The 19,722-nt window shown below is 54.4% G+C and carries 14 protein-coding genes; 2 read left to right on the top strand and 12 right to left on the bottom strand.

Annotation, left to right across the window (positions count from 1 at the left end):
• Positions 1-2 precede the first annotated feature (2 nt).
• The 6 genes from C2I18_RS20445 to C2I18_RS20420 form a co-directional block, all read right to left on the bottom strand.
• Positions 3-992, bottom strand: a complete 990-nt coding sequence (locus C2I18_RS20445; protein WP_249897571.1) for an ABC transporter permease — start codon at positions 990-992, stop codon at positions 3-5.
• Positions 989-2,611 carry an ABC transporter substrate-binding protein gene (locus C2I18_RS20440; RefSeq protein WP_249897570.1) on the bottom strand — a complete coding sequence of 541 codons (1,623 nt, stop codon included), beginning with the start codon at positions 2,609-2,611 and terminating at the stop codon, positions 989-991. The genes C2I18_RS20445 and C2I18_RS20440 overlap by 4 nt, the downstream gene beginning before the upstream one ends.
• A gap of 243 nt (positions 2,612-2,854) precedes the next feature.
• Complete coding sequence (locus C2I18_RS20435) at positions 2,855-3,514, bottom strand: metallophosphoesterase (RefSeq protein ID WP_249897569.1); 660 nt, start codon at positions 3,512-3,514, stop codon at positions 2,855-2,857.
• A gap of 38 nt (positions 3,515-3,552) precedes the next feature.
• Positions 3,553-4,668: an ABC transporter ATP-binding protein gene (locus C2I18_RS20430; protein ID WP_249897568.1), complete on the bottom strand. Its 1,116-nt coding sequence runs from the start codon at positions 4,666-4,668 to the stop codon at positions 3,553-3,555.
• Entirely contained in the window at positions 4,665-6,350 is a 1,686-nt protein-coding gene (locus tag C2I18_RS20425; RefSeq protein WP_249897567.1) for an ABC transporter permease, read from the bottom strand. Before C2I18_RS20425 ends, C2I18_RS20430 begins: the two co-directional genes overlap by 4 nt.
• A 6-nt stretch (positions 6,351-6,356) precedes the next feature.
• Entirely contained in the window at positions 6,357-7,430 is a 1,074-nt protein-coding gene (locus tag C2I18_RS20420; RefSeq protein WP_249897566.1) for an extracellular solute-binding protein, read from the bottom strand.
• A gap of 176 nt (positions 7,431-7,606) precedes the next feature.
• On the opposite strand from C2I18_RS20420, the gene C2I18_RS20415 reads away from it, so the two are divergent.
• Positions 7,607-8,503 carry a LysR family transcriptional regulator gene (locus C2I18_RS20415; RefSeq protein ID WP_249902186.1) on the top strand — a complete coding sequence of 299 codons (897 nt, stop codon included), beginning with the start codon at positions 7,607-7,609 and terminating at the stop codon, positions 8,501-8,503.
• A gap of 27 nt (positions 8,504-8,530) precedes the next feature.
• On the top strand, positions 8,531-8,767 hold the full coding sequence (locus tag C2I18_RS20410) for a hypothetical protein (protein ID WP_249897565.1): 237 nt from the start codon (positions 8,531-8,533) through the stop codon (positions 8,765-8,767).
• A 147-nt stretch (positions 8,768-8,914) separates the two neighbouring features.
• On the opposite strand, the gene C2I18_RS20405 is transcribed toward C2I18_RS20410, so the two are convergent.
• From C2I18_RS20405 to C2I18_RS20380, 6 genes are all read right to left on the bottom strand, one after another.
• Entirely contained in the window at positions 8,915-10,111 is a 1,197-nt protein-coding gene (locus C2I18_RS20405; RefSeq protein WP_249902185.1) for a hypothetical protein, read from the bottom strand.
• A gap of 132 nt (positions 10,112-10,243) precedes the next feature.
• The gene (locus C2I18_RS20400; protein WP_249897564.1) at positions 10,244-11,044 is read right to left on the bottom strand and encodes a polysaccharide deacetylase family protein; all 801 of its coding nucleotides are present in this window, start codon (positions 11,042-11,044) and stop codon (positions 10,244-10,246) included.
• An 841-nt stretch (positions 11,045-11,885) separates the two neighbouring features.
• Positions 11,886-12,581, bottom strand: coding sequence for a DUF1961 family protein (locus C2I18_RS20395; RefSeq protein ID WP_249897563.1), 696 nt, complete (start codon positions 12,579-12,581; stop codon positions 11,886-11,888).
• A gap of 197 nt (positions 12,582-12,778) precedes the next feature.
• Positions 12,779-15,514, bottom strand: coding sequence for an exo-rhamnogalacturonan lyase family protein (locus C2I18_RS20390; protein ID WP_481857823.1), 2,736 nt, complete (start codon positions 15,512-15,514; stop codon positions 12,779-12,781).
• A 77-nt stretch (positions 15,515-15,591) separates the two neighbouring features.
• Positions 15,592-17,970 (bottom strand): AraC family transcriptional regulator, encoded by a 2,379-nt coding sequence (locus C2I18_RS20385; protein ID WP_249897562.1) that lies wholly within the window; start codon positions 17,968-17,970, stop codon positions 15,592-15,594.
• A gap of 92 nt (positions 17,971-18,062) precedes the next feature.
• Positions 18,063-19,700, bottom strand: coding sequence for an extracellular solute-binding protein (locus C2I18_RS20380; RefSeq protein WP_249902183.1), 1,638 nt, complete (start codon positions 19,698-19,700; stop codon positions 18,063-18,065).
• Positions 19,701-19,722: the final 22 nt, after the last annotated feature.

Raw genomic sequence — 19,722 nt, 5'->3', positions numbered from 1 at the left:
TTTCATGGTTTCCCCTTCGTTCTGGGATCCAGCCACCAGGAAATAATCTCAATCAGAAGACTGATTAGTACAACCGAAACCGCACAGTACAGTGCAATTCCCTGGATGACCGGAAAATCCCTATTCGAAATTGAAGTAAACAGCAGGCTGCCGATCCCCTTGATGCCAAACACCTGTTCAACCACAAGGGTACCGCCGATCAGATAAGAAACGTTGACGCCCAGCAGCATAAGGGTCGGAAGCGCCGAGTTACGCAGCACATGCTTAAACAGGATGACCCTGGCCGGTATTCCCGCAGCCTTCAGGGTGATTACGAAATCGGATTCCAGCACCTCCAGCATCTGGGCTCTTAATGAACGGACAAGGGTAGGAATCTGTGAAAAAGCAACAGTAACCGCGGGAAGCGCCAGACTGTGCAGGGTCCCCGTCCACCCTTCTTTTACGCCCCCGACGGGAAACCAGTGAAGACGGACGCTGAACAGCAGAATGAAAAGGATGCCAACCCAGAAGATTGGCATACCCAGAGTAATTGTAGGGAAAATCCGGATTAAATGATCCGGCAGCTTATCCTTGTGTGTAGCCGCAATGACAGCCAGCAGAAGGGCAATGACTACAGCCATTACACAGGCCATGGCAATCAGCAGCATCGTTACAGGTGCACGCTCGGCAATCAGCACTCTTGTGGAGGTTCCCGAAACGATGGAATTGCCTGTATCTCCGGATGTGAACAGTGTCTGGATGAACCGGATAAATTGCTCCCATACCGGGAGATCCAGTCCTAGCGTATGGTGCATACTTGCGATCGCCTCAGGCGTGCTGTACTCTCCCAGAATCATCTTCGCAGGATCTCCCGGCACAATGCGGATCAAAAAAAAGACGGCCGTCGACACACAGAGAATAACTGCGGCAGCTCTGATCAGAGCTGCCAGCAGCCATTTGTAAGAGGTGTGTTTTCCTGCTGCTCTGTTTACTGCCCTGCCCGGCTTCATCATTGCCCGATACGTACATCTTCGAAGCGGACGCTGCCGTTAGGAAGAACGACAAGATTTTCAACTGAGGCGCGGGCACCGATCAGAATATCCGGGTAGTAGAGCGGAATGTACGGCACTTCATCAGCAAGTGTCTGCAGCAGCTTGGTATAGATTCCGGCACGGGCATCACCGTCCGGTGTTTTTTGTCCTTCATACAGAAGCTTGGTAACTTCATCATTGGTATAATGAGTCCAGTAGGATTTGCTGAAGCCTTCAGGATCGGTCTGGAAGGCAAGAATCGAGTTCGCTTCCGGAGAATCGGCCTGGCCGCTGTTCAGCATCGCTGCAAAATCATAGGCAAAGAACCGTTCGCGGAAAGTAGCCAGCTCGATCGATTCAATCTCAATGTTGATGCCGATGGACTGGCCCGCTGCCTGGATGATCTGCGCTTCCTGGGCTCTTGTGCTGTTGCCGGATGCGACGAGCAGTTTGGTTGAGAAGCCGTCAGGGAAAGCGGATTTAGCCAGCTCTGCTTTGGCCGCTTCCACATCAAAGTCCAGTGCCTTAATCGTATCATTTGCATTATAAGGAATCGTTGTCGGCAGCAAAGAATTCGCAGTCTGGGCATAGCCGAAGGTCAGCGCCTTGGTTAATCCTTCACGGTCAAGCGCCAAAGCCAGAGCCCGGCGGACATGCACATCCTTGAAATGCTCATCAAGCGTATTGAAGAACAACTGCTCTGTTACCCAGCTTCCATTGGTTACTACTGCTGTATCCGCGCCATTCTTCAGCTCTTCGGCATTTTGCAGCGCCAGCGCTTCAACAGCATGGACTTCGCCCGCCTTCAGCTGGTTGATCGCCTGGCTGTCGTCTTCAATCAGCTTATATACAAGCTTGTCAATGGACGGTTTGCCTTCCTGCCAGTAGCTGGTGTTCTTCACGAACGTCACGTCACCCGCCGGATCCCATGCTTCAATAACAAAGGGGCCGGTACCTACCGGTTTTTTGAAAAACTCCTCTTCAGTTGCACCGCCAAAATTGTCCGGAATAATGCCGTTTGAGAAGTTGGACAGCTCCGAGATAAACGGTGTATACGGCTCCTGGAGCGTAATTACCAGTGTTTTGTTATCCTGTGCGGTTACGGAATCCACCTTGGCTGCTATAGCCAGCGGGCCGCCGACCTTCAAATGCCGCTCAAGCGAGAATACCGCATCCTCCGCAGTCACATCAGTACCGTCAGAGAATTTCAGGCCGTCACGCAATACAAAGGTATAGGTCAATCCGTCTTCGCTAATCGTATGCGAGGCAGCAAGCCAGTCTACGATTTCCCCCTTGCTGTCAAAAGCGACCAGGGATTCGAATACTTTATCAATCGCAAAAGCATTGTTGGATGTAATCTGATTATGCAGATCAAACGAGGTTACGGCTGCTGGCCGTCCGTAGGTGAAAGTTCCTCCTGCCGCCGCAGGCCCGCCCGTATTGGCGCTCTCATTTGCGGTTTGACCCGCGTTTGCCTGAGCTCCTTCAGTTGGAGCAGGTTCATTATTGGCCCCGGAGCATCCGGCAATAACCACCAATAATAGAACTGCTAATAACCCTGTCCCCAAGGACTTCTTAAAGGATGCTTTAAATTGTGACATCTCTGACCCTCTCCTCCCAATAAATCATATCTGTTTAGTATGGATTGTATTATGGATCAATCCCCTATCCCTGTCAATAAAAAATGGCTGCAGCAGCTCATAACAAGGCATGACATATAGGCCAGCGGGAGCAGCAGGTTCTATAGGCTCTGTATGCGGAGACTCCACATCCGGGGATAGCAAAAAAGGAGGCTTCACATTCGCCTGTAATTTCAGGCGTGTGAAACCTCCCTCTTCTTTCACTCAGCATTCCACCAGCAGATCGGCACGGAAGTCTGTATAGCTTCCCCTGCCGGATGCTGTGGAGCAGGAATAGGCTACCCGGTTATGGACATCAAGCAGCGTCAGCCTGCAGCCGTGCTTCGCTCCGGTATCAATGCCGATTTTTCCCGGCCTTCTCCAGATTTCGCCTGCTGTCCCCCCCATCTTGAATGTCGGAGTATGCCCGAACACAATGCCCTTCTCTGCAAAAGCTGGCAGCTCCGCTTCCCAGAAATCCTGGCGGATTTCTGTCATGTCCGGCAGCGTCTGTTCTGTCAGCGGCACACCCGGGCGGAATCCGGCATGCACAAACAGATATCCGTCTGCTTCAAAGTAAGGAGGCAGACCTTCCAGCCAGCTGCGCAGGCTTGCACACCTGCTGGTTACTTCACCGGAATGGCTCAGCCACCGGGTCTCCATATTGCCGGGCAGGGCGACTGCCCCTTCATCCGTCAACTTACGGATCATATGCAGCGTTTCAAAGCTTTGCCGGTCTTCATCTATGTAATCCCCCGCCAGAACCAGGCGGTCAGTCCGGGGATTATATTCGGCAGCATCAAGCAGCAGCTGCAGTCCTCCGGCATGTCCGTGAATGTCGGAAATGACCAGCAGCCGGTGAGTGTTGTCTAATGTATGATGCAAAATATCAACGGCCTTTCAAGGTAAAATCATTGCGTGGTTTAGACTTCATACATATAAGCGGAATGACGGGGCAGCTTCATCCGGATAGGGCTGCCTGGCTCCAGCGGTTCCTCGTTGAACAGGAACAGCGGCTCGTTCGGGCCGGCTTCCGCCAGAATCCGCCACTTCGTTCCTTCAAAGGTGCAGTGGATGACGCTGGCATTCAGAATACTTGCGTCAGCAGGCATAGCTGAGCCTTCGTCCAGCAGCGCCAGCGCTTCCGGGCGGAAACGCACTTCAGCACGGCTACCGGCCGTCAGCTTCCCTGAAGCTCCGCATAGTGTCCCCTTCAGCAGTCCGGTTGAAGTATGTACCACAGGAGCTTCTGCTGTTCCGGCAAAATCACCCTGGAGAACATTGATGGCCCCGAGCAGGGAGGCCGCCTGAATGCTTGCAGGACGGTGATAGCATGCCATCGGCGTATCGAACTGGTCAATTGCCCCGCTGCGCATCAGGAGCAGCCTGTCTGCCATTGCAAACGCCTCTTCCGGGTCATGGGTGACATGGAAGACGCTCATCTTCAGCCTGCGGAACAGCACGGACATTTCCGTCCGCATCTCTATTCTAAGGCGCATATCCAGATTGGACAGCGGCTCATCCAGCAGCATCAGCCGCGGTTCGGTCACAAGTGCGCGGGCAATCGCCACGCGCTGCTGCTGTCCCCCGGACAGCTGGGGCGGCAGCCGCTTCCCGTAACCCTCCAGATGAAGCAGGGCTAGAGCATTCTCCACCTTCTCTTTGATCAGAGTTGCGGGCAGGCGCTTTTCCTTGAGGCCGTAGGCTACGTTATCGAACACATTCATATGCGGCCACAGCGCATAATCCTGGAATACCATGTTGAAGCCCCGCTTTTCGGGAGCCAGCATTTTTTTTGATGAAGCAATGGTCTCCCCGTTCAGCAGAATTTCTCCGCTATCCGGCCGGCTTAATCCGGCCACGAGCTGCAGCAGTGTGGACTTTCCGCAGCCGGAAGGGCCCAGCACGCTGATGATTTCGCCTTCCTGCAGAGTAAGATTGAGGCCGTTCAAGGCCTGGTAATCGCCGTAGCTTTTCTGCAGATTTCTGACTTCCAGCAGCGGGCTGCCCGTACTGCGGACGTTCTGTGCCTGTCTCATGCTGTAGCCCCTTTCCTCTTAAAAAACGATTCAATTACGATCAGAATCAGTACAATGATTCCGCCCCCGGTAACCGTTGCGGCTGAAGCGTAGCCAAACTGCATGTCTTCGAACGCATCATCAATGACAATCGGCAAGGTTACAAAGTTGGGCGGGAACAAAATCGAGTTAACCGCCAGGTCAAACACACAGGAGCCAAAGGCTGCCAGTGCGCCGGATACAAGCGCTCCCTTAATCAGCGGAATGAGAATCCGTCTGACCCGGCTGACCAGGGATGCCCCCTGCATTTGTGCCGCATCAAGCAGATGCTCCGGAACCTTGGCCATGGAACCCGTGATAACCCGTGTAATGACCGGAATTGCACCGGCGATAGCCGCCAGCACGAGAATAGCCGGCTTGCCGTACAGCCTCAGCCCGATATCCTCCAGCCATTTCTGGTTCCAGACAAAAATATACCCGATGCCCAGCACCACTCCAGGAACCGCAAAGGAGATGAGGGTCGCGGCTTCAATCACCTTTTTAAATCTGAACCGGGAATATGACAGCACAAAAGCGGCGCCCAGCCCGATAATAAGCCCTAATACGGCTGCGGCTGCTGCAATCGCCAGCGACCTTCCCATACCCGGAAACAGATCTGCGCCTTGCCGGAACAGCCGGGCATAATGCTGCAGCGTCAGATTGCTCATTACGAAGCCGTCTGACTGTACCTGCAGGAAGGACATCACTATACTTGAGCCAATCGGAATTCCGATGACTATGATAAGCAGCAGAACTACCGCGCCGTTAAGTGTCCAGTTGTAGCGTCCGGCTGATTCGGGAACCATTCTGACGGCCCGGCCAGACAAAATATCATAACGTGATCTGCGCAAAATATAGAACTGGGCAGCTATGGCCAGCGCGATGATCAGCACCAGATACAGCGACAGCACCCCGGCCATGTCAAACCGGATCGGTGACGTATAGATGGCTGAATAGATGGAATACGGCAGTGTCGGAAAACGGTACACCACCGCAATCGCTGACGGCAGGCCAAAATCGCCTATCGTATCCATGAAGACCAGCAGCGCTCCCGAACAGATGGAAGGCAGCAGTAGCGGCATCTCAATCGTGCTCCATACCCGCCATGGACGGGCTCCGCACAGCCGGGCTGCCTGAGACAGCATATCCATCTTCCACTCCATCGCTGCCCGGACCGCAAGATAAGCCAGCGGAAATTTGCTGAAGGTCATCACCGCAATCAGTCCCGCAGGAGAGAACACGGCAGAGCTTACCCAGTGCCAGCCGAACAGGGAAGCCGCCAGCCCGTTTCCGGCCGAGAACATGATCCAGCCCTGGGCCAGAATGAACGAGGGCATAATGAACAGGACCCAGGCTGCTGCATCCAGCGCCGTAGCGCCGGCGAACTTCCAGCGGGAACGGACGACAGCCAGCATGGTGCCCAGCGCCGTGCCGAAGAAGGCTGTACCCATGCCCAGCAGCAGTGAATTTTCCAGCGATTTCCGCCACAGTGGCCGCCGGAACACATCCAGCAGCAGCGACAAATCCCCAAAGTTCAAATTGCCGAAGAACACCCCCGGCAGCAGCACCTGGATGATGACCGCTGCCAGAGGAAAAAGAACAAGAATGGCTAGCAGGATGCTGACCGTCCAGCCCAGCCGGTTGACATTCAGAGCTTTCAGCATGCCGGATTACTGCACAGCCTGGTCTGCGAACCACTGCTTGATTTCAGCTTCATGCTCGCTTGCCCACGCGGCTTCCGTAAAGTTCAGCTTAGCTTCTGCAGCCCGGTCAGTCTTGGGATTTACGCCTTCTGCGGAGGGTTCAAAGTAGCTTTCATCACCGCTGTCCACCAGCTCCTGCTGCACTTTTGGCTCCAGCAGAAAGCTGACGAACTGTTTTGCCGCCTCAGCCTTATCGGTATCCTTCTGGATAGCCGCTACACGCACAGATGCCGGAGCGCCTTCTTCAGGCCATACCAGTTCAACCGGCTCGCCGGCGGAAACCATCGAATAGGCATTCGATTCCTGCAGAGCGGCAATGTCAATCTCGCCGGAAGTCAGTGCTTGTACCACCTGAGGATTTTTCGGATACACCTTCAGCCCCTGCTCCATTAAAGTACCGAAATATTCCTTTCCGCCATCGATCCCTTTACCTTCAAAAAAGTCCGAAACAAACGGGTACGCCGGAGCGGCAATGGCCGGATCAGCCATTCCCAGCTTGCCGTTGTAGGCGGTACGGCTCAGATCCTCCCAGGAAGCCGGGATATTGTCTCCGGTAATTTTATTTTTATTGTAGACGATGATTCCTGCTGCATGTGCCCCGGTCGGATAATAGGAGCCGTCTTCGGGAATCAGCGATTCATAGTTGTCTTTCAGTCCGGATACATTCTCCGGCGTCCAGCCGGTCAGCAGCTGACCCTTGGCATCCAGCCCGTAAATGGAAGGCATTGCATCAATCCACACGACATCCCACTGCGGGTTCCCCTGCTCGGCTTCAATGCGGGACATAATTTCTGCGCCGTTACCGGAGACGATGTTGAGCTTGATGCCGGTCTCTTTTTCGAACATTTCGCCAATCACCGCATCAAAATCATTCAAATACACCGTAAGGGTCCCGCCGCCGGCTGCTTCAGCGGCCTGGCTGTTGTCATTTGCGGCAGCAGCGGCCGGACTGTTCTGGTTATTGCCCCCGCAGGCTGTCACTGCCAACATGGATACTACACCCGCTGTAATTCCCGCCGTTTTAAGCCAATTATGTTTCACGATTAATGAATCCCCCTTGAAAATAAGTTTCGCCTTCGCGTTACTTCAAACTTTAACAAGTTAATGTAAAAGCAACGTTAAGCAGAAAGCTTGTTTTAATTAAATATGTCTATGTATATTGAATGTTTAATAGATAAGTTCTATATTTTAAGCACAAGGGAGTGATGAAGGTGAATATGCAGCAGCTAAAAGTATTTTTGGAGGTAATGCGCAGGGAGACCCTGCAGGAGGCCGCCGACAGTCTGGAGCTTACCCAGCCCACCGTAAGTTTTCATCTGCGGAAGCTGGAGGAGAGTCTGGGCACGCCGCTGTTCCGCAAGCAGTCGAGAAAGCTGATCCGTACAGAGGCCGCTGAGGAGCTGCTGCCCTATGCCCGCCGGGTGGCCGCGCTTATGGAAGAAGCCGCTGAACGGATGAAAGCCAGAGCAGGCCAGGGCCGCAGCCGGTTGAAGCTTGGTGCAAGCTACACACCGGCCACCTACTTCCTGCCTCCGTACCTGGCCGATTACAGGGCAAAGCATGAAGACACGAATCTGGTGTTAACGGTAAAAAAAGCCGAAACCATCCTTTCCCTGCTAAGGCACCATGAAATCGATGTGGCCGTTGTCTCTCTCCCGGATGAACCGGAGAAAGGCCTGCAGATCGTACCGCTGATTGAGGATGAGCTGCAGCTTGTCATGAAGCCCGGCCATCCGCTGGGCGCTGTCCGGCATTTGACCGTTGACGCTTTGCAGAGCGAGACCTTTTTACTGCATGAACAAGGCTCCACCTCCCGGCAGCTGGCCGAGGAATGGGCGGCCTTTATAGGACTTGCATTTCAGTCAGTCATGGAGCTCGGTGCCATTGAGACGATTAAAGAGACGCTGAAATTCAATACAGGCATCGGCGTACTCCCGCTCCGCAGTGTGCTTAAGGAAACGGCTGCCGGTGAGCTGATCCGGCGGCCGCTTCCCGGTGAAGGCTACGCCAACCGGCGGTATATCTGCCTTGCCTACCGGGACGAGCCGATTTATGCCGCGCATATCCGCAGTTTTATTGAGTTCATCCGTAAAACGGTTGGGAGGCTGGGTTAGAGTGGGGCGGGAGCGTTTGGAGACAATGTGCGAGCCAAGGGCATTTTTGCCTTTGATTTGAGCTGTCTGGTGCGAATGGGCGGATTCAAGGGTATTTATGCGCTTGATTCGGGCCGTCTGGCGCAGATGTGCGGATTCAAAGGTATTTATGCGCTTGATTCGGGCCGTCTGACGCAAATGTGCGGATTCAATGGTATTTATGCGTTTGATTCGGGCCGTCTGGCGCAAATATGCGGATTCAAAGGTATTTATGCGCTTGATTAGTATAGTTACAAAAAACCGCCTCTCAGCAGATAAACCTGCTAGAAGGCGGCCTGTTACAGACAATTAATCCTCATATTGCATCTTGCTGCCTCTTAAAACGAGCAAAAAGCCGGCAGCATCGCAGCACCTATTAACCTTCTGCCGCTCTTATACCGTTACCTCTCCGCCGGGGTACAGGGTAGAGCTGTACAGCCGCTTAGGCTGCGGCAGCGGCTGCCCCGGATGTGCAGCTGTAAGCGGGAGCTTTTCCCCGGCATAGACTGCCGCCAGCTCATCAGTATAAATAATGACCTGTTCCGTACCGGTACCCAGCAGATCCCCGTGCACGGCGTAACCTTGTTCTTCGAACTGGGCAACCAGGTTCATATAGCCGTCATATAGTCCGGGAAGGACAGTTTCACCCCGGCGGTAAGCCAGAATGTAGTCCGGTCCCCCCTTCCAGAAGCGGCTTACAGCTTCAACAATCGTCAGCCAGCCGTCTGTTGTGCGTTCTTCCTTCCACAGCTCCTGGCCGTTCTGGTCGAGCAGGAACATGGCATCCTTGCCTTTGAGGCCCTTGCCGTCATCCTCGCGGACCAGACGGTCGAGGCCCGCAATCTGCAGACCGGGCAGGTCTTCACGGAAACGCCCGAGCGCCAGATGCTGCGATTCTACAGAGCCTTCATACCGCCACAGCTCTTGTCCATTGCGGTCATACATGACCGTTACGCTTCCGCCGATTACCAGTTCCGGTACCCCGTCTCCGTTCACATCCCCAACCCAGAGGCAATCGGCGTGATCCTCAAGGTCATGACAGCTCCACAGCAGCTTGCCGTCTGCATCCAGCAGATCATAACCGGCCATGACCTCATCTCGCCCGTCCCCGTCTAGATCGTACACCCATGGAAAATGTCCGACATTTCCCTCATGTGTCCACAACAGCTGGAAGTTACGGTCTAGTGCCCACAGCTTGTGGTAGCGGTCCTTAAGGATAATGTCGCCAGGGCGGCCGCTGCCGGACAAGTTGGCAATAATGATGCAGTCATGAGCCTCTTTGGCCGGCAGCTCATGTACGGATTTAACTTTACCCGTCGCCCCCTCCAGAATCTGCAGCTTGTCATCCATCACACAAAGCACCTCAAGTGCACCGTCACCGTCAATATCAAAAATCTGGGCCGGATAATCAGAGCCCTGGCTGCCCGCACCGGCATCCGGCTTGCCGGTCTGCCACAGCAGCTCCCCCTCCAGATTAAAAGCGGTCAGGCATTGCACTTGATGCGGAATATACCGTACATCCTGGCGGTTATCCGGCTGGACCAGCAGCAGCTCGGCCCTGCCGTCACCGTCCAGATCGCCTATCAGCATTTTGCATCTCGGACCGGCGGCCGAGATATCTATCTCTGCCAGCCGGTGCAGACTTTGACTATTATTTGACACCGTAATTCCTCCTTGTCTACTATCCGGCGCCTTCGCTTCGGCAGCCGCTCTCTCCTGTCGTCAGACCAAGTCCACAGTCTGGCCTCCAGGCACCTCTACTACTGTTCCGTCCACTTCAATCCAGACTGCAGCAGCTCCCGGATTAAAGACAAAATCCCGGCTCGCCGAAAAAATCAGCCCCCGGCAGGCCTTCATATAATGAACCAGCTCCAGGTTGGTGGCGTACCAGATGTCTTCCTTACCGCCTGCCTTCTCACAGAACTGCTCTATCAGTTCCCAGTTATTATCGTTATCAAACTCATAGCTGTGGCCCCATACATACATCAAATATAGATACTGCCGTTTGTGCAGCCCGAGGAAATTCTCCGTATGCTCAAGCAAACCCCGGTTATGGTGGCAGGTCGCCGGCCACTCCAGCCAGTCCTCCGGCAGGCCAAAGCCGCCGGTGCTCTGTACCGTCCGGGCATATTCAATCCCGAGATGCGGCAGCAGACTTTTGATTTCCCGGGTATAAGACCCGTTCGGATAAGACATCCCGCGGACCGGCTGGCGGATCAGCCCTTCCAGCGTTTTGCGGTCTTCCATAATCTCCTCGACAATATACTCCTGCGGACAGCGGGCCATTGTCGGATGCCGCCGGGTGTGCGCACTGACTTCATGCCCGCGGTACAGGACAGGAACTTCCTCTGCCGTAATGCGGTCTCCTTCTCCCAGCAGCCCCGAATTCAAATGAAAGGTGCCCTTAATGCCGTATTTGTTAAAAAGGCCGACCAGCCGCTCATCCGCCCGTCTGCCGTCGTCATAGCTCATGGTCAGCGCCTTATGCCGGCCTTGCGGGTAGCAGTAGTAAACTGCAGCCATTGCTGTTATGCCTCCTTTAAAAGTTAAATGTTAAGCCCATTGCACTTCATACAGTTCTGTTGATTCACCAGAAAAGGATTTATTAAGGTGTTTTGAGTGCTGAGCTGCAATGTCTGTCCGACTTTCTTTGATTCTGTGCTTATAGGAGTGTCGCGAGTCGCATCAGTAGGTATGCTTTAATGCTTAGTTGGAATTCCTCCACCTAATCCGATCCTTTTTCATCATTTACGAGCTTTAGTTGGAAATTCTCCTGCTATTCGGGCAGATAACACCCTTTAAAGACTAACCCAATACATTTAAGTGGAGTTTTTCCAATAAGTTTTGCAAAATCGCTATTAGTCGGAGAATTAGCTGGAGAAATTCCGCTTAGATTAAACAGTACGCGCTTCCTAAGATCCGTACATGCTACCCCAACATCCGTACGTGCTCCCTAAGATCCGCATTTACCCAAGATCCGCACGCGCTTCCTAAGATCCGTACACACTACCCCAACATCCGTACGTGCTCCCTAAGATCCGCATTTACCCAAGATCCGCACTCTACCCAAGTTCCGTACACGGTAACTAGGCTCATTTTCCATAACACAGCGAATTAGCAAGGCTGCATTTTATACAGCAAATGTCCCCTGAACCGAGTGAAAATCAGGATCTGTTGCAGTTAGCACATTAGAATTTTGTAATTTAGCTGTTTTGGCTCATAACGCCCCATTCTGCTGCACGGAATACTTAAGTTCAATAAACTGCTCCGATTCTTAAGCATTCTGCTGCACAAAATGCACTCATGCTGCAAATTAACGTCTTTCACGCCAGAACCAAGAACTGCGCAGGTTTAACATCATTACTCAAGGTGCGTACACGGTCAGATCACTGTACTCTGCAATCAGCGGGGCCATCTGCCGGAAGCCGACCTTTCCGCCCCCGAGCACCGGGCCAAAGGACGAGCCGTCATCACTCCAATGCAGCAGCGGCAGTCCATTGACAGCAAAGGTGACCTCAGCCCCCTGCTTCACGACCAGCATCTGATATTCCTCGGACATATCTGCCACATCCGGCAGCGGATCAGCCCCTTGGGCAACCAGATGGAAGCCGTAGCTTTTGCGCAGATTACAAGTATGAAAAGACCGTTCCTCCTGCCACATCCGCCGGAAATACGAAATATGAAAAGCATTCATAGCCCCATGATGGTACTGGTCATACTCTCCGGTCCGGGCCGGAAGGGACGGGTCAAACAAATCCTTGCCTTCCCATCCGGCAGCAGCCAAGAACAATATGGCCAGCCCCGGCTCCCGCAGCGGCCGGAACTTCCAGGACACTGCATGGTCGGCCGGGAAGTCCTCAGGACACCAGAGCACAATGTTCGCTTTCTGCCCTTCTTCCGCACTGCGCGTGCTTTCCAGCCGTAAACGGCCCATCGGAAAGGACGTTATTCCGTCGCCTTCCATCCGGAAACCGTCCATCTGTTCCGGACCCGCCAGAGAATTATGGTAGATCTCCCGCCAGTGCTCCGGGACCCTTACCATATCCTGCCGTAATGCCATGCTCCACTTCCCCTTCCCAGACGTCTGATATACTCACATCCAGCCGCAGTTTCTTTCTCAGATGCCTGCTGTACTCTCATGTAACCGCTGTTCCCCCTGACATCTGCTGCATTTCCATCTAACCTCTGTTTCCATCGCAGCTGCCTGCTAAACTCTTATCTAACAGTTGTCTCACGCGCATCCGCATGCTGCACATCTTACTCAACCGCTGTTCCCCTCTCCGCTCCCCCGGAATCCCGCTCCGGAAGTGCCTCCGCAATCAGCTCCAGCGCAATGATTGTATTGAGCGACCACTGGGAGGCTTCATTTGTATTCATCCAGCCGATTTCATCCAGCTCTTCCATATAAGTGACCCGTGTCTGTTGCTCCTGCAGATTAACGAGACCGAAAGGATTGTTAAGCAGGATGTTCCAGCAGCGGTCGGCAGTGGCCCGGTCATCCTTGTACCAGGCGCCGTAAGCAGCGATAGCCACACTGAGCACCGGATGCTCAAACCGCAGCTTCCCTGTAATTGCACCTCCGGCAACTGCGTTCTTCTCTTCTTCAGGCAGGTTGTAGAACACGCCGAATTCAGCGAGCATATCCTCCCACTCCGGGTCCTCCAGCATCATCGCCAGCTCGAACCACGCCTGCGGCCCGCCCATGCAGATCGCCAGATGCCGGCCCCAGTTATCGTCGCCCATCGGACTTAAGATGCCCGTCTTCGGATCATAGCCGTAGGTAGGACCAGAGATCAGCCGCAGATTGGCATTCTTGATGCAGCCGATTCCCGTCAGGATTTTGTCACGGTAAAAGGTATCCTCATAACGTTCCCAGCGGGTCATCCAGTTGGAGCTGAACGCCGCCCAGTCGGGCCCCACACGTGCATGCGTCGGAAATTCATCCTTTGGAAAATAAGCCCGCATCGGGTCCAGCGTTACCGTCGAATAATCGGCATCCTTCACGCTGTCCATGATGTCCCCGGTCCGCTCGTCGCCGGTCAGATAATAATAGTAGCGGTGCAGTCCGGCCATCGCGATCCGCGCTTCCTTGCAGCCGCAGCCCCAGTGCACAACATTATGCCGTGAGCCGAGGCCTGCATATTCCCCGAAATGATAGACGTCCACCTCGCTGGTGTGACGGGTCATTGCTTCCGCCATCCGGAAAATATCGGCACGCCCGCTCCGCAAAAAACTCACCCACAGCCACATGTTCGGCACAAGCTCGGCATTCTGCCAGGCGCAGCCGCCCAGGTCATAATTCCAGACATGGCGGACCGGATCATAGCTGTGCATGAAATCGCCGTAATCCCAGAGGCCGTACCATTTACGCTGCTCTATCTCGGCCTGGTAAAAAGCGATAATACCGTCCAGACGCTCTTCCAGGTAAGCTTTGGCCGGTGTGCTCCGGTCCGGCAGGCTCCACAGTCCGAAGGCCCGGCTGCGGTGGTAATATTCCGGTCCGCAGATCAGCAGCGGCGGTTCATCGGCATATGCCTGCATCCGCAGAAGCGCTGCGGAATCCGGCGTCTCTGCCATGCACCACAGGGTCAGCTCACTGGTGTTCGCGATGCCGTACGGCGTAGCACGCAGCTCCTCCGCGCCTTCATACGAGGATTCCACATGGGTCTTCGTGTCATAGTGGCGCAGGTCCATCGCCGGCGCTTCCGGCGACCAGAACCAGACGGTAAGCGCTCCTTCATCACCGGCGGCACCGGCCAGCTCAAGCCCTGAGGGAAACTTGCGCCAGAAATTCTTCACCCCGGCGGCCAGACCGCCGCCCTCTGATCCTAAATAGCCAAGTCCACCGGCTCTCCTGCCTTCTGCCCCCTTGACCCAGGAACAGGCCGGCCCTGTCCGTTTATGAACAGTGTAATGCTCGGAGGAATCCTGCAGCAGCCGGAAGCTGTCCCAGACCGCTGAATCCTGCAGCAGTCCTGTGAAATAAGCATCTGCTTCCGCATCAAATGCAAGACGCTGTCCTTCCAGCTGCGCAGCGAACATGTCCGCGTACTTGCCCTTGGTTCTGCGGGTGTGAAGCGTTTTGGGTGACTCGCTGAACATGCCTTCACTGCCTGCCAGCCGGACATGGCGGTTGTACAGAGGACCGCGTAAGGGCACTTTGAACCGGATGCCCAGCCCCTTGATAAAATCCTCATGCGGATTGCCGTCATAATGGAAGGTATGCACCAGCCGGATGGATTCCAGCCCCGCATAGAAATACAGCCTCACCGTGAAAGGAATCCATTCTCTGGCTCCGCTGCTGCTGCGGTGCCGGCCTTCCAGAGTAATTACAGCGCGCAGCGGCCCGGCCTCTTCTACTGCAGCCTTCCTTGTTACGCCGGCAAACCGTTCCTGCGTAAGTGTAAGCCTGCCGCTGAGATGGTCCCTGTGTTCGCGCAGGCAGACCAGCTCGCTTCCGCTGCATACCAGCAGCTCAACCGGCGGCGTCTCCCCGGCAGAAGCAGTCCCTTCAACAAAGACAGCTTTCTCTACTCCGGAATGTCCGTGATTATCATTTGCTCCCCCGGCATCCGCCGGCACCCGGCGGATGATCCGGGAGATCATTCCTGCTCCACGCTTTATCACAGTACACACGATGGTACCGGTATCCACAACATAGGCTTCCTCTGTTTCCTGAACGGATACACGCATGCCTGGCTGTACAGCTTCCGCCTCCGCTGACTGTTCCAGCATGTAGCCTTCCGCGCTGCCTTCCGGGCAGACTGCGGAATGAAAGGACCACTTGATGCTGCCGTCCGGCCAATACGCGGCCGGACGGCTCTGAAGCGGCAGACGGGAACCGTCAGCCGTTCCGCGGAGATACAGTGCAGATAACTCCCCTCGGCTCAGCTCTCCGCGGGACCAGGGCACCCCCCATGTAACCCCTGCAGCCGCTGCAGGCTCCTTCATCCAGTGCAATTGAATCGGCAAGACCGAAGACACAGCCGTCATCTCCTTCTATGGCATCACCCCGGTACATGAACTGAGCCTGAGAAAGATGCCTGCGGATCCGCTAATCACATTCAGCGTTACAGCTCCTGGCGGGTTCCGGCATCCTTCTCTCCTCCATGACGGCTCAGTTCACGGTAGCGTGTAGGAGTGATGTCCTCCTGTTTTTTAAATATCCGGTTAAAATAACTCTGCTGATAGCCGACCTGCTGCGCCACATCGTTCATCTTGAGATCCGTATCACGCAGCAGCTCTTTCGCTTTTTCAATCCGCAGATCGGTTAAATAATCGATAAAATTATGGCCGGTTACCCTTTTAAAAGACTTGCTGAGCAGAAAAGGACTGGTCCCCGTATACTCCGCACAGCTGTCCAGCGAAATATTGTCCATATAGTGCTCCTGGATATACATCATCGCCCGGTCAATTGTCCGGCGGATCCCGGCATCCGAACGTTCTGACAGCTCCTTCAGGAACGGTCCCGTAACATTTCCGCGGAACCAGGACAGAATCATCGCCGGCTCATGAATCTGCGACAGGCCGGCATACAGATTTTTGCCCCGGAACAGCTGGTTCGGCGCTATACCTGCTTCGAGCACCGCATGCTGTACCGCACCGAGCAGATGCAGCATCCCCTGCTGCACGTCGATGACCTTGGCACCATCCCCCGACAGCGTATCCAGGAATTCCTCCAGCAGCCGGTCCGCTTCTTCCGCGTCCCCGGTGCGCAGCGCTTGAATCAGCCCGCGTTCCAGCAGGAATGAATACTGGGACACCTGCTGTCCCTGTCCATCGCGCTCCAGCTGCTCCAGGCTGACTACCTGGTTCCCGTCACCGTACCGGCGGTGGCTGACCGCCTGCTTTACGGCTTCAAAGGACCGCGGGATGCCGGAGATGTGATCCATCGGTGCGCTGTAAGCCACAGTAGCCTGCAGCTTGAGCATCCGGTTGATCGTGGCGGCCAGCTCTTCGCCGAAAGCCCGTACTCTCTCCGGCTCCGGTCCTGCCCCCTGTTCGATCAGCAGAATTCCCGCCGTAAGATTGTGCAGGTTCACCGTCTCTGCCTGCCTGAAATGTTCGGCAGCCAGTTCACCGATAATATTCACGGCTGCAAAGGACACCAGACTTTCGTCACCGCTGCGGAATTTGCCGTCCAGGCTGGATATCCCCGTAAGCTGGATATAGAGCACCACAAAGACACAGTCCTCCACTTCCCACTTGTACTGCTTCATCCGGTTCTGCAGATCACGTTCTGAATACGCATACAGATAACCCTGGAACAGCTGATTGAGGAAGCTCCGCTGCACATGCGGAAGCTGCTGCGAAAGCGTGTACTGGAGCGCATTTTGCTGGCCGTGCAGGTTCTGCCAGTGCCGCTCAATCAGCGTCACCTCATCCTCACGGCCTTCACAGACGGTATGCTCGGGGAGCAGGGTCTGGAACAGGCGGCGGACCGGCGAATAGATTTTGCGTGAAGCGATCCAGGACAGAACGGCTGCGAGCAGCAGAGCACTCAGACTGACCGTAATGATCACTCTGGAAAGCTCTACTACCGGGGAGGTGATACTGGAAATAGGGGAGGCTGATACGTACATCCATTCACTTGCAATCCGCGAGAAATCACCGTATGTAACCGCATAGGTAATCCCGTCCCAGTCATACAGGAAAGATGTGCCGTCTCCGCTGCCCCTCGTCCCGATCGCCTTCTGCAGTGCGGCAACAAAAGGCGCAGCGTCACCGTCACCGCCGCTTCCGGAGATAAACAGTCCGCCTGATTTCTGTATCATGTAGACTTCCCCGCTGTTGTACGGGGTCATGGTCCGCAGCATATCCGAAACCTTCTGGGTGTCCATCCGCAGCAGCAATACCCCGAACGGCTCAAGGCTGCCGCCGGGAATATGATGCACAAGCGCCAGCTCTTTGGGCTGCACCTTGGCGGAGTCAAAAGACATCTCGGTCCAGTAGGTGCTCTGGTCTGTATCCATCAGCTTATCGTACACTTCAGCTGCGCCGGGAGTTAAAGTGCCATACTCCGTGCCGAACAGCACCGGCTGCTCCCCTGCCAGATACAGCTCCACCTGCCGGGCCATGGAGTTGGAGCCCTGCATGACCACCAGTGTCTTGGTGATATCCCATGCCCGCTCGTGATTTAATGTAAAATCCATACCCTTCAGGCTGTAGTCAAACTTGGGATCAAACGCCCAGTGCGCCAGCATCAGCTCCAGATTGGTCAGCTGGTCATCAATGTTGGCGGCACGCTGCTCAATCTGCCGGTTATGCATCTCGAGCAGCTCCTCCTCCAGGCTTCCGCCAGCCATCCAGTACACAAGCAATCCTATAATCAGTCCGGGAATGGACGAGACAATCAGCATAATAATCAGATTATTGCGGTAATACCGTCCCTTGCGCCCTCTCCATCCCCGGAGCAGTCTCTTTCTTTTTCCTGCCGTTCCATTCTCCATATGCATTCACCAGCCGAATTCATAGTTTAGCATTGCAGCCTTGCGGCGTTAATGGGGCTATTCCGGCCGATATATGGAGCGGAGGCCGGCCGCTATTGACCCGATTTTGCGTACAATTCGTTCATTTCAGTTACCAGCTCGTCTCCGCCTGTCTTCCGCCATACATCAAAGGCTGCTTTCAGGCCGGCCTCATCAATTTGTCCGACAATAAACTTGATCCGCGCATCATTGATAACGTTATCAAGCTGCGAGCCTTTTTGCGTGTATACGGTCGAGATCAGGGCTTCAGCAGGATTAACCACTATCGTTGCTACATTGGCTTCCTGTACTTCCGTCTGCTTATCCCGCAGCGGAGTCTGCTTAATCTGCTTCGCATCCTTCGCATTCTCATCAGGAATATAAGGAATCATCTGATTGAGCCCTTCCACTTCCGATTCCAGCAGGACGGTGTCACTTGAACGCTCTACATAACCATCCACCAGATTGTAATGGACGCCCTCAATTCCGTATCCCAGCAGCGTCTGCAGATCCCCGTCATTCACTTTGTCCAGGAAGGCCAGCACACGCTTCAGCTCTTCTTCGGTTTTGACCGAAGATTTCGGAATCGCCAGCATGCCGGAGAAGCCGGAAGTCGGGAGTGTATGCAGCTGTCCGTCCGTACCTGTAACCCCGCCTATAACATCCATGTAGTGGCGGTCAGGCTCATCTGTGCCTTCTTTCTGGAGTGCAGCATGAATCTTGTCGTCAATCCGTGCTGCGGTGTCCACTACATCGACAATGACGCCTGCCTGGTTGTTGACGACCGGATCATTCCATTTGGAGCTGTCCATTACCGCGAAGTCGGAGTTGATCAGCTGCTCGTCGTACAGCTTTTTCATAAACTTAAGCGCTTCCAAGTACTCGGGATATTCATGCTCAGGAACAAGCTTTCCATCCTGTATGCCCCATCTGTTCGGAGATCCGTACCACAGCTTGATCGTGTCGAAGCCGCTGGCCCAGCCGCCGGTCCACTTTACCATGACCATGCCATAGGTGTCATCCTTGCCGTTACCGTCAGGGTCCTGCTCCTTGAACGCTTTTAGCATATTATAAAAATCATCCACGGTCTGCGGAGTTTCAAGGCCCAGCTTCTCCAGCCAGTCTTTACGGAATACTACGCCGTTACGGCCCAGCGCCCGCCCTCTGTAAATCCCGTAGTTCTTGCCGTCAATGGCCGAGTTGTTCAGAATGACCGGGTTTGCTTTGCTCAGATTAGGAAAATCCTTCAGGTAAGGACCCACCTCCCAGAAAGCTCCCGACCTCGCGGCATTAACAAAACTGGACGCCTTGACATCCCCTACATAAATAATATCGGGCAGCTTGCCTGAAGCCAGCGTAATGTTAAATTTATCGGTGTAGGAAGCGTTCGGCACCCATTCAAAATGAATATCGGTATTCGTCAGCTCCTCAAGCTTAGCCGCAACCGGGCTGTCATCCTTGGGATAATTGGTTTTAAAAATCGGCAGCATCAGCGTCAGGTCCAGCGGCTCAGCCGCTTCCGTTCCCGCCGCAGCCTCAGGCTTGGCCGTTCCTTCACTGTCTGCAGCACCGTTTGTTCCCGCTGCATTATTCGTCCCTCCGTTGCTTCCGCAGCCGGACATCACACTTACAATCATAATAGTTGACAGTAACGTAAACAACCGCTTTTTCAATTTAATGGAACTCTTTCCTGCTGAACGTTGATTTTTCATCATTGGCCTCCCTTTATATGTT

This window comes from Paenibacillus sp. PK3_47, assembly GCF_023520895.1.
Classification (GTDB): Bacteria; Bacillota; Bacilli; order Paenibacillales; family Paenibacillaceae; genus Paenibacillus_AQ.
The sequence above is the reverse complement of the archived record's forward strand: the minus strand, read 5'-3'. Positions and strand labels throughout refer to the sequence as shown.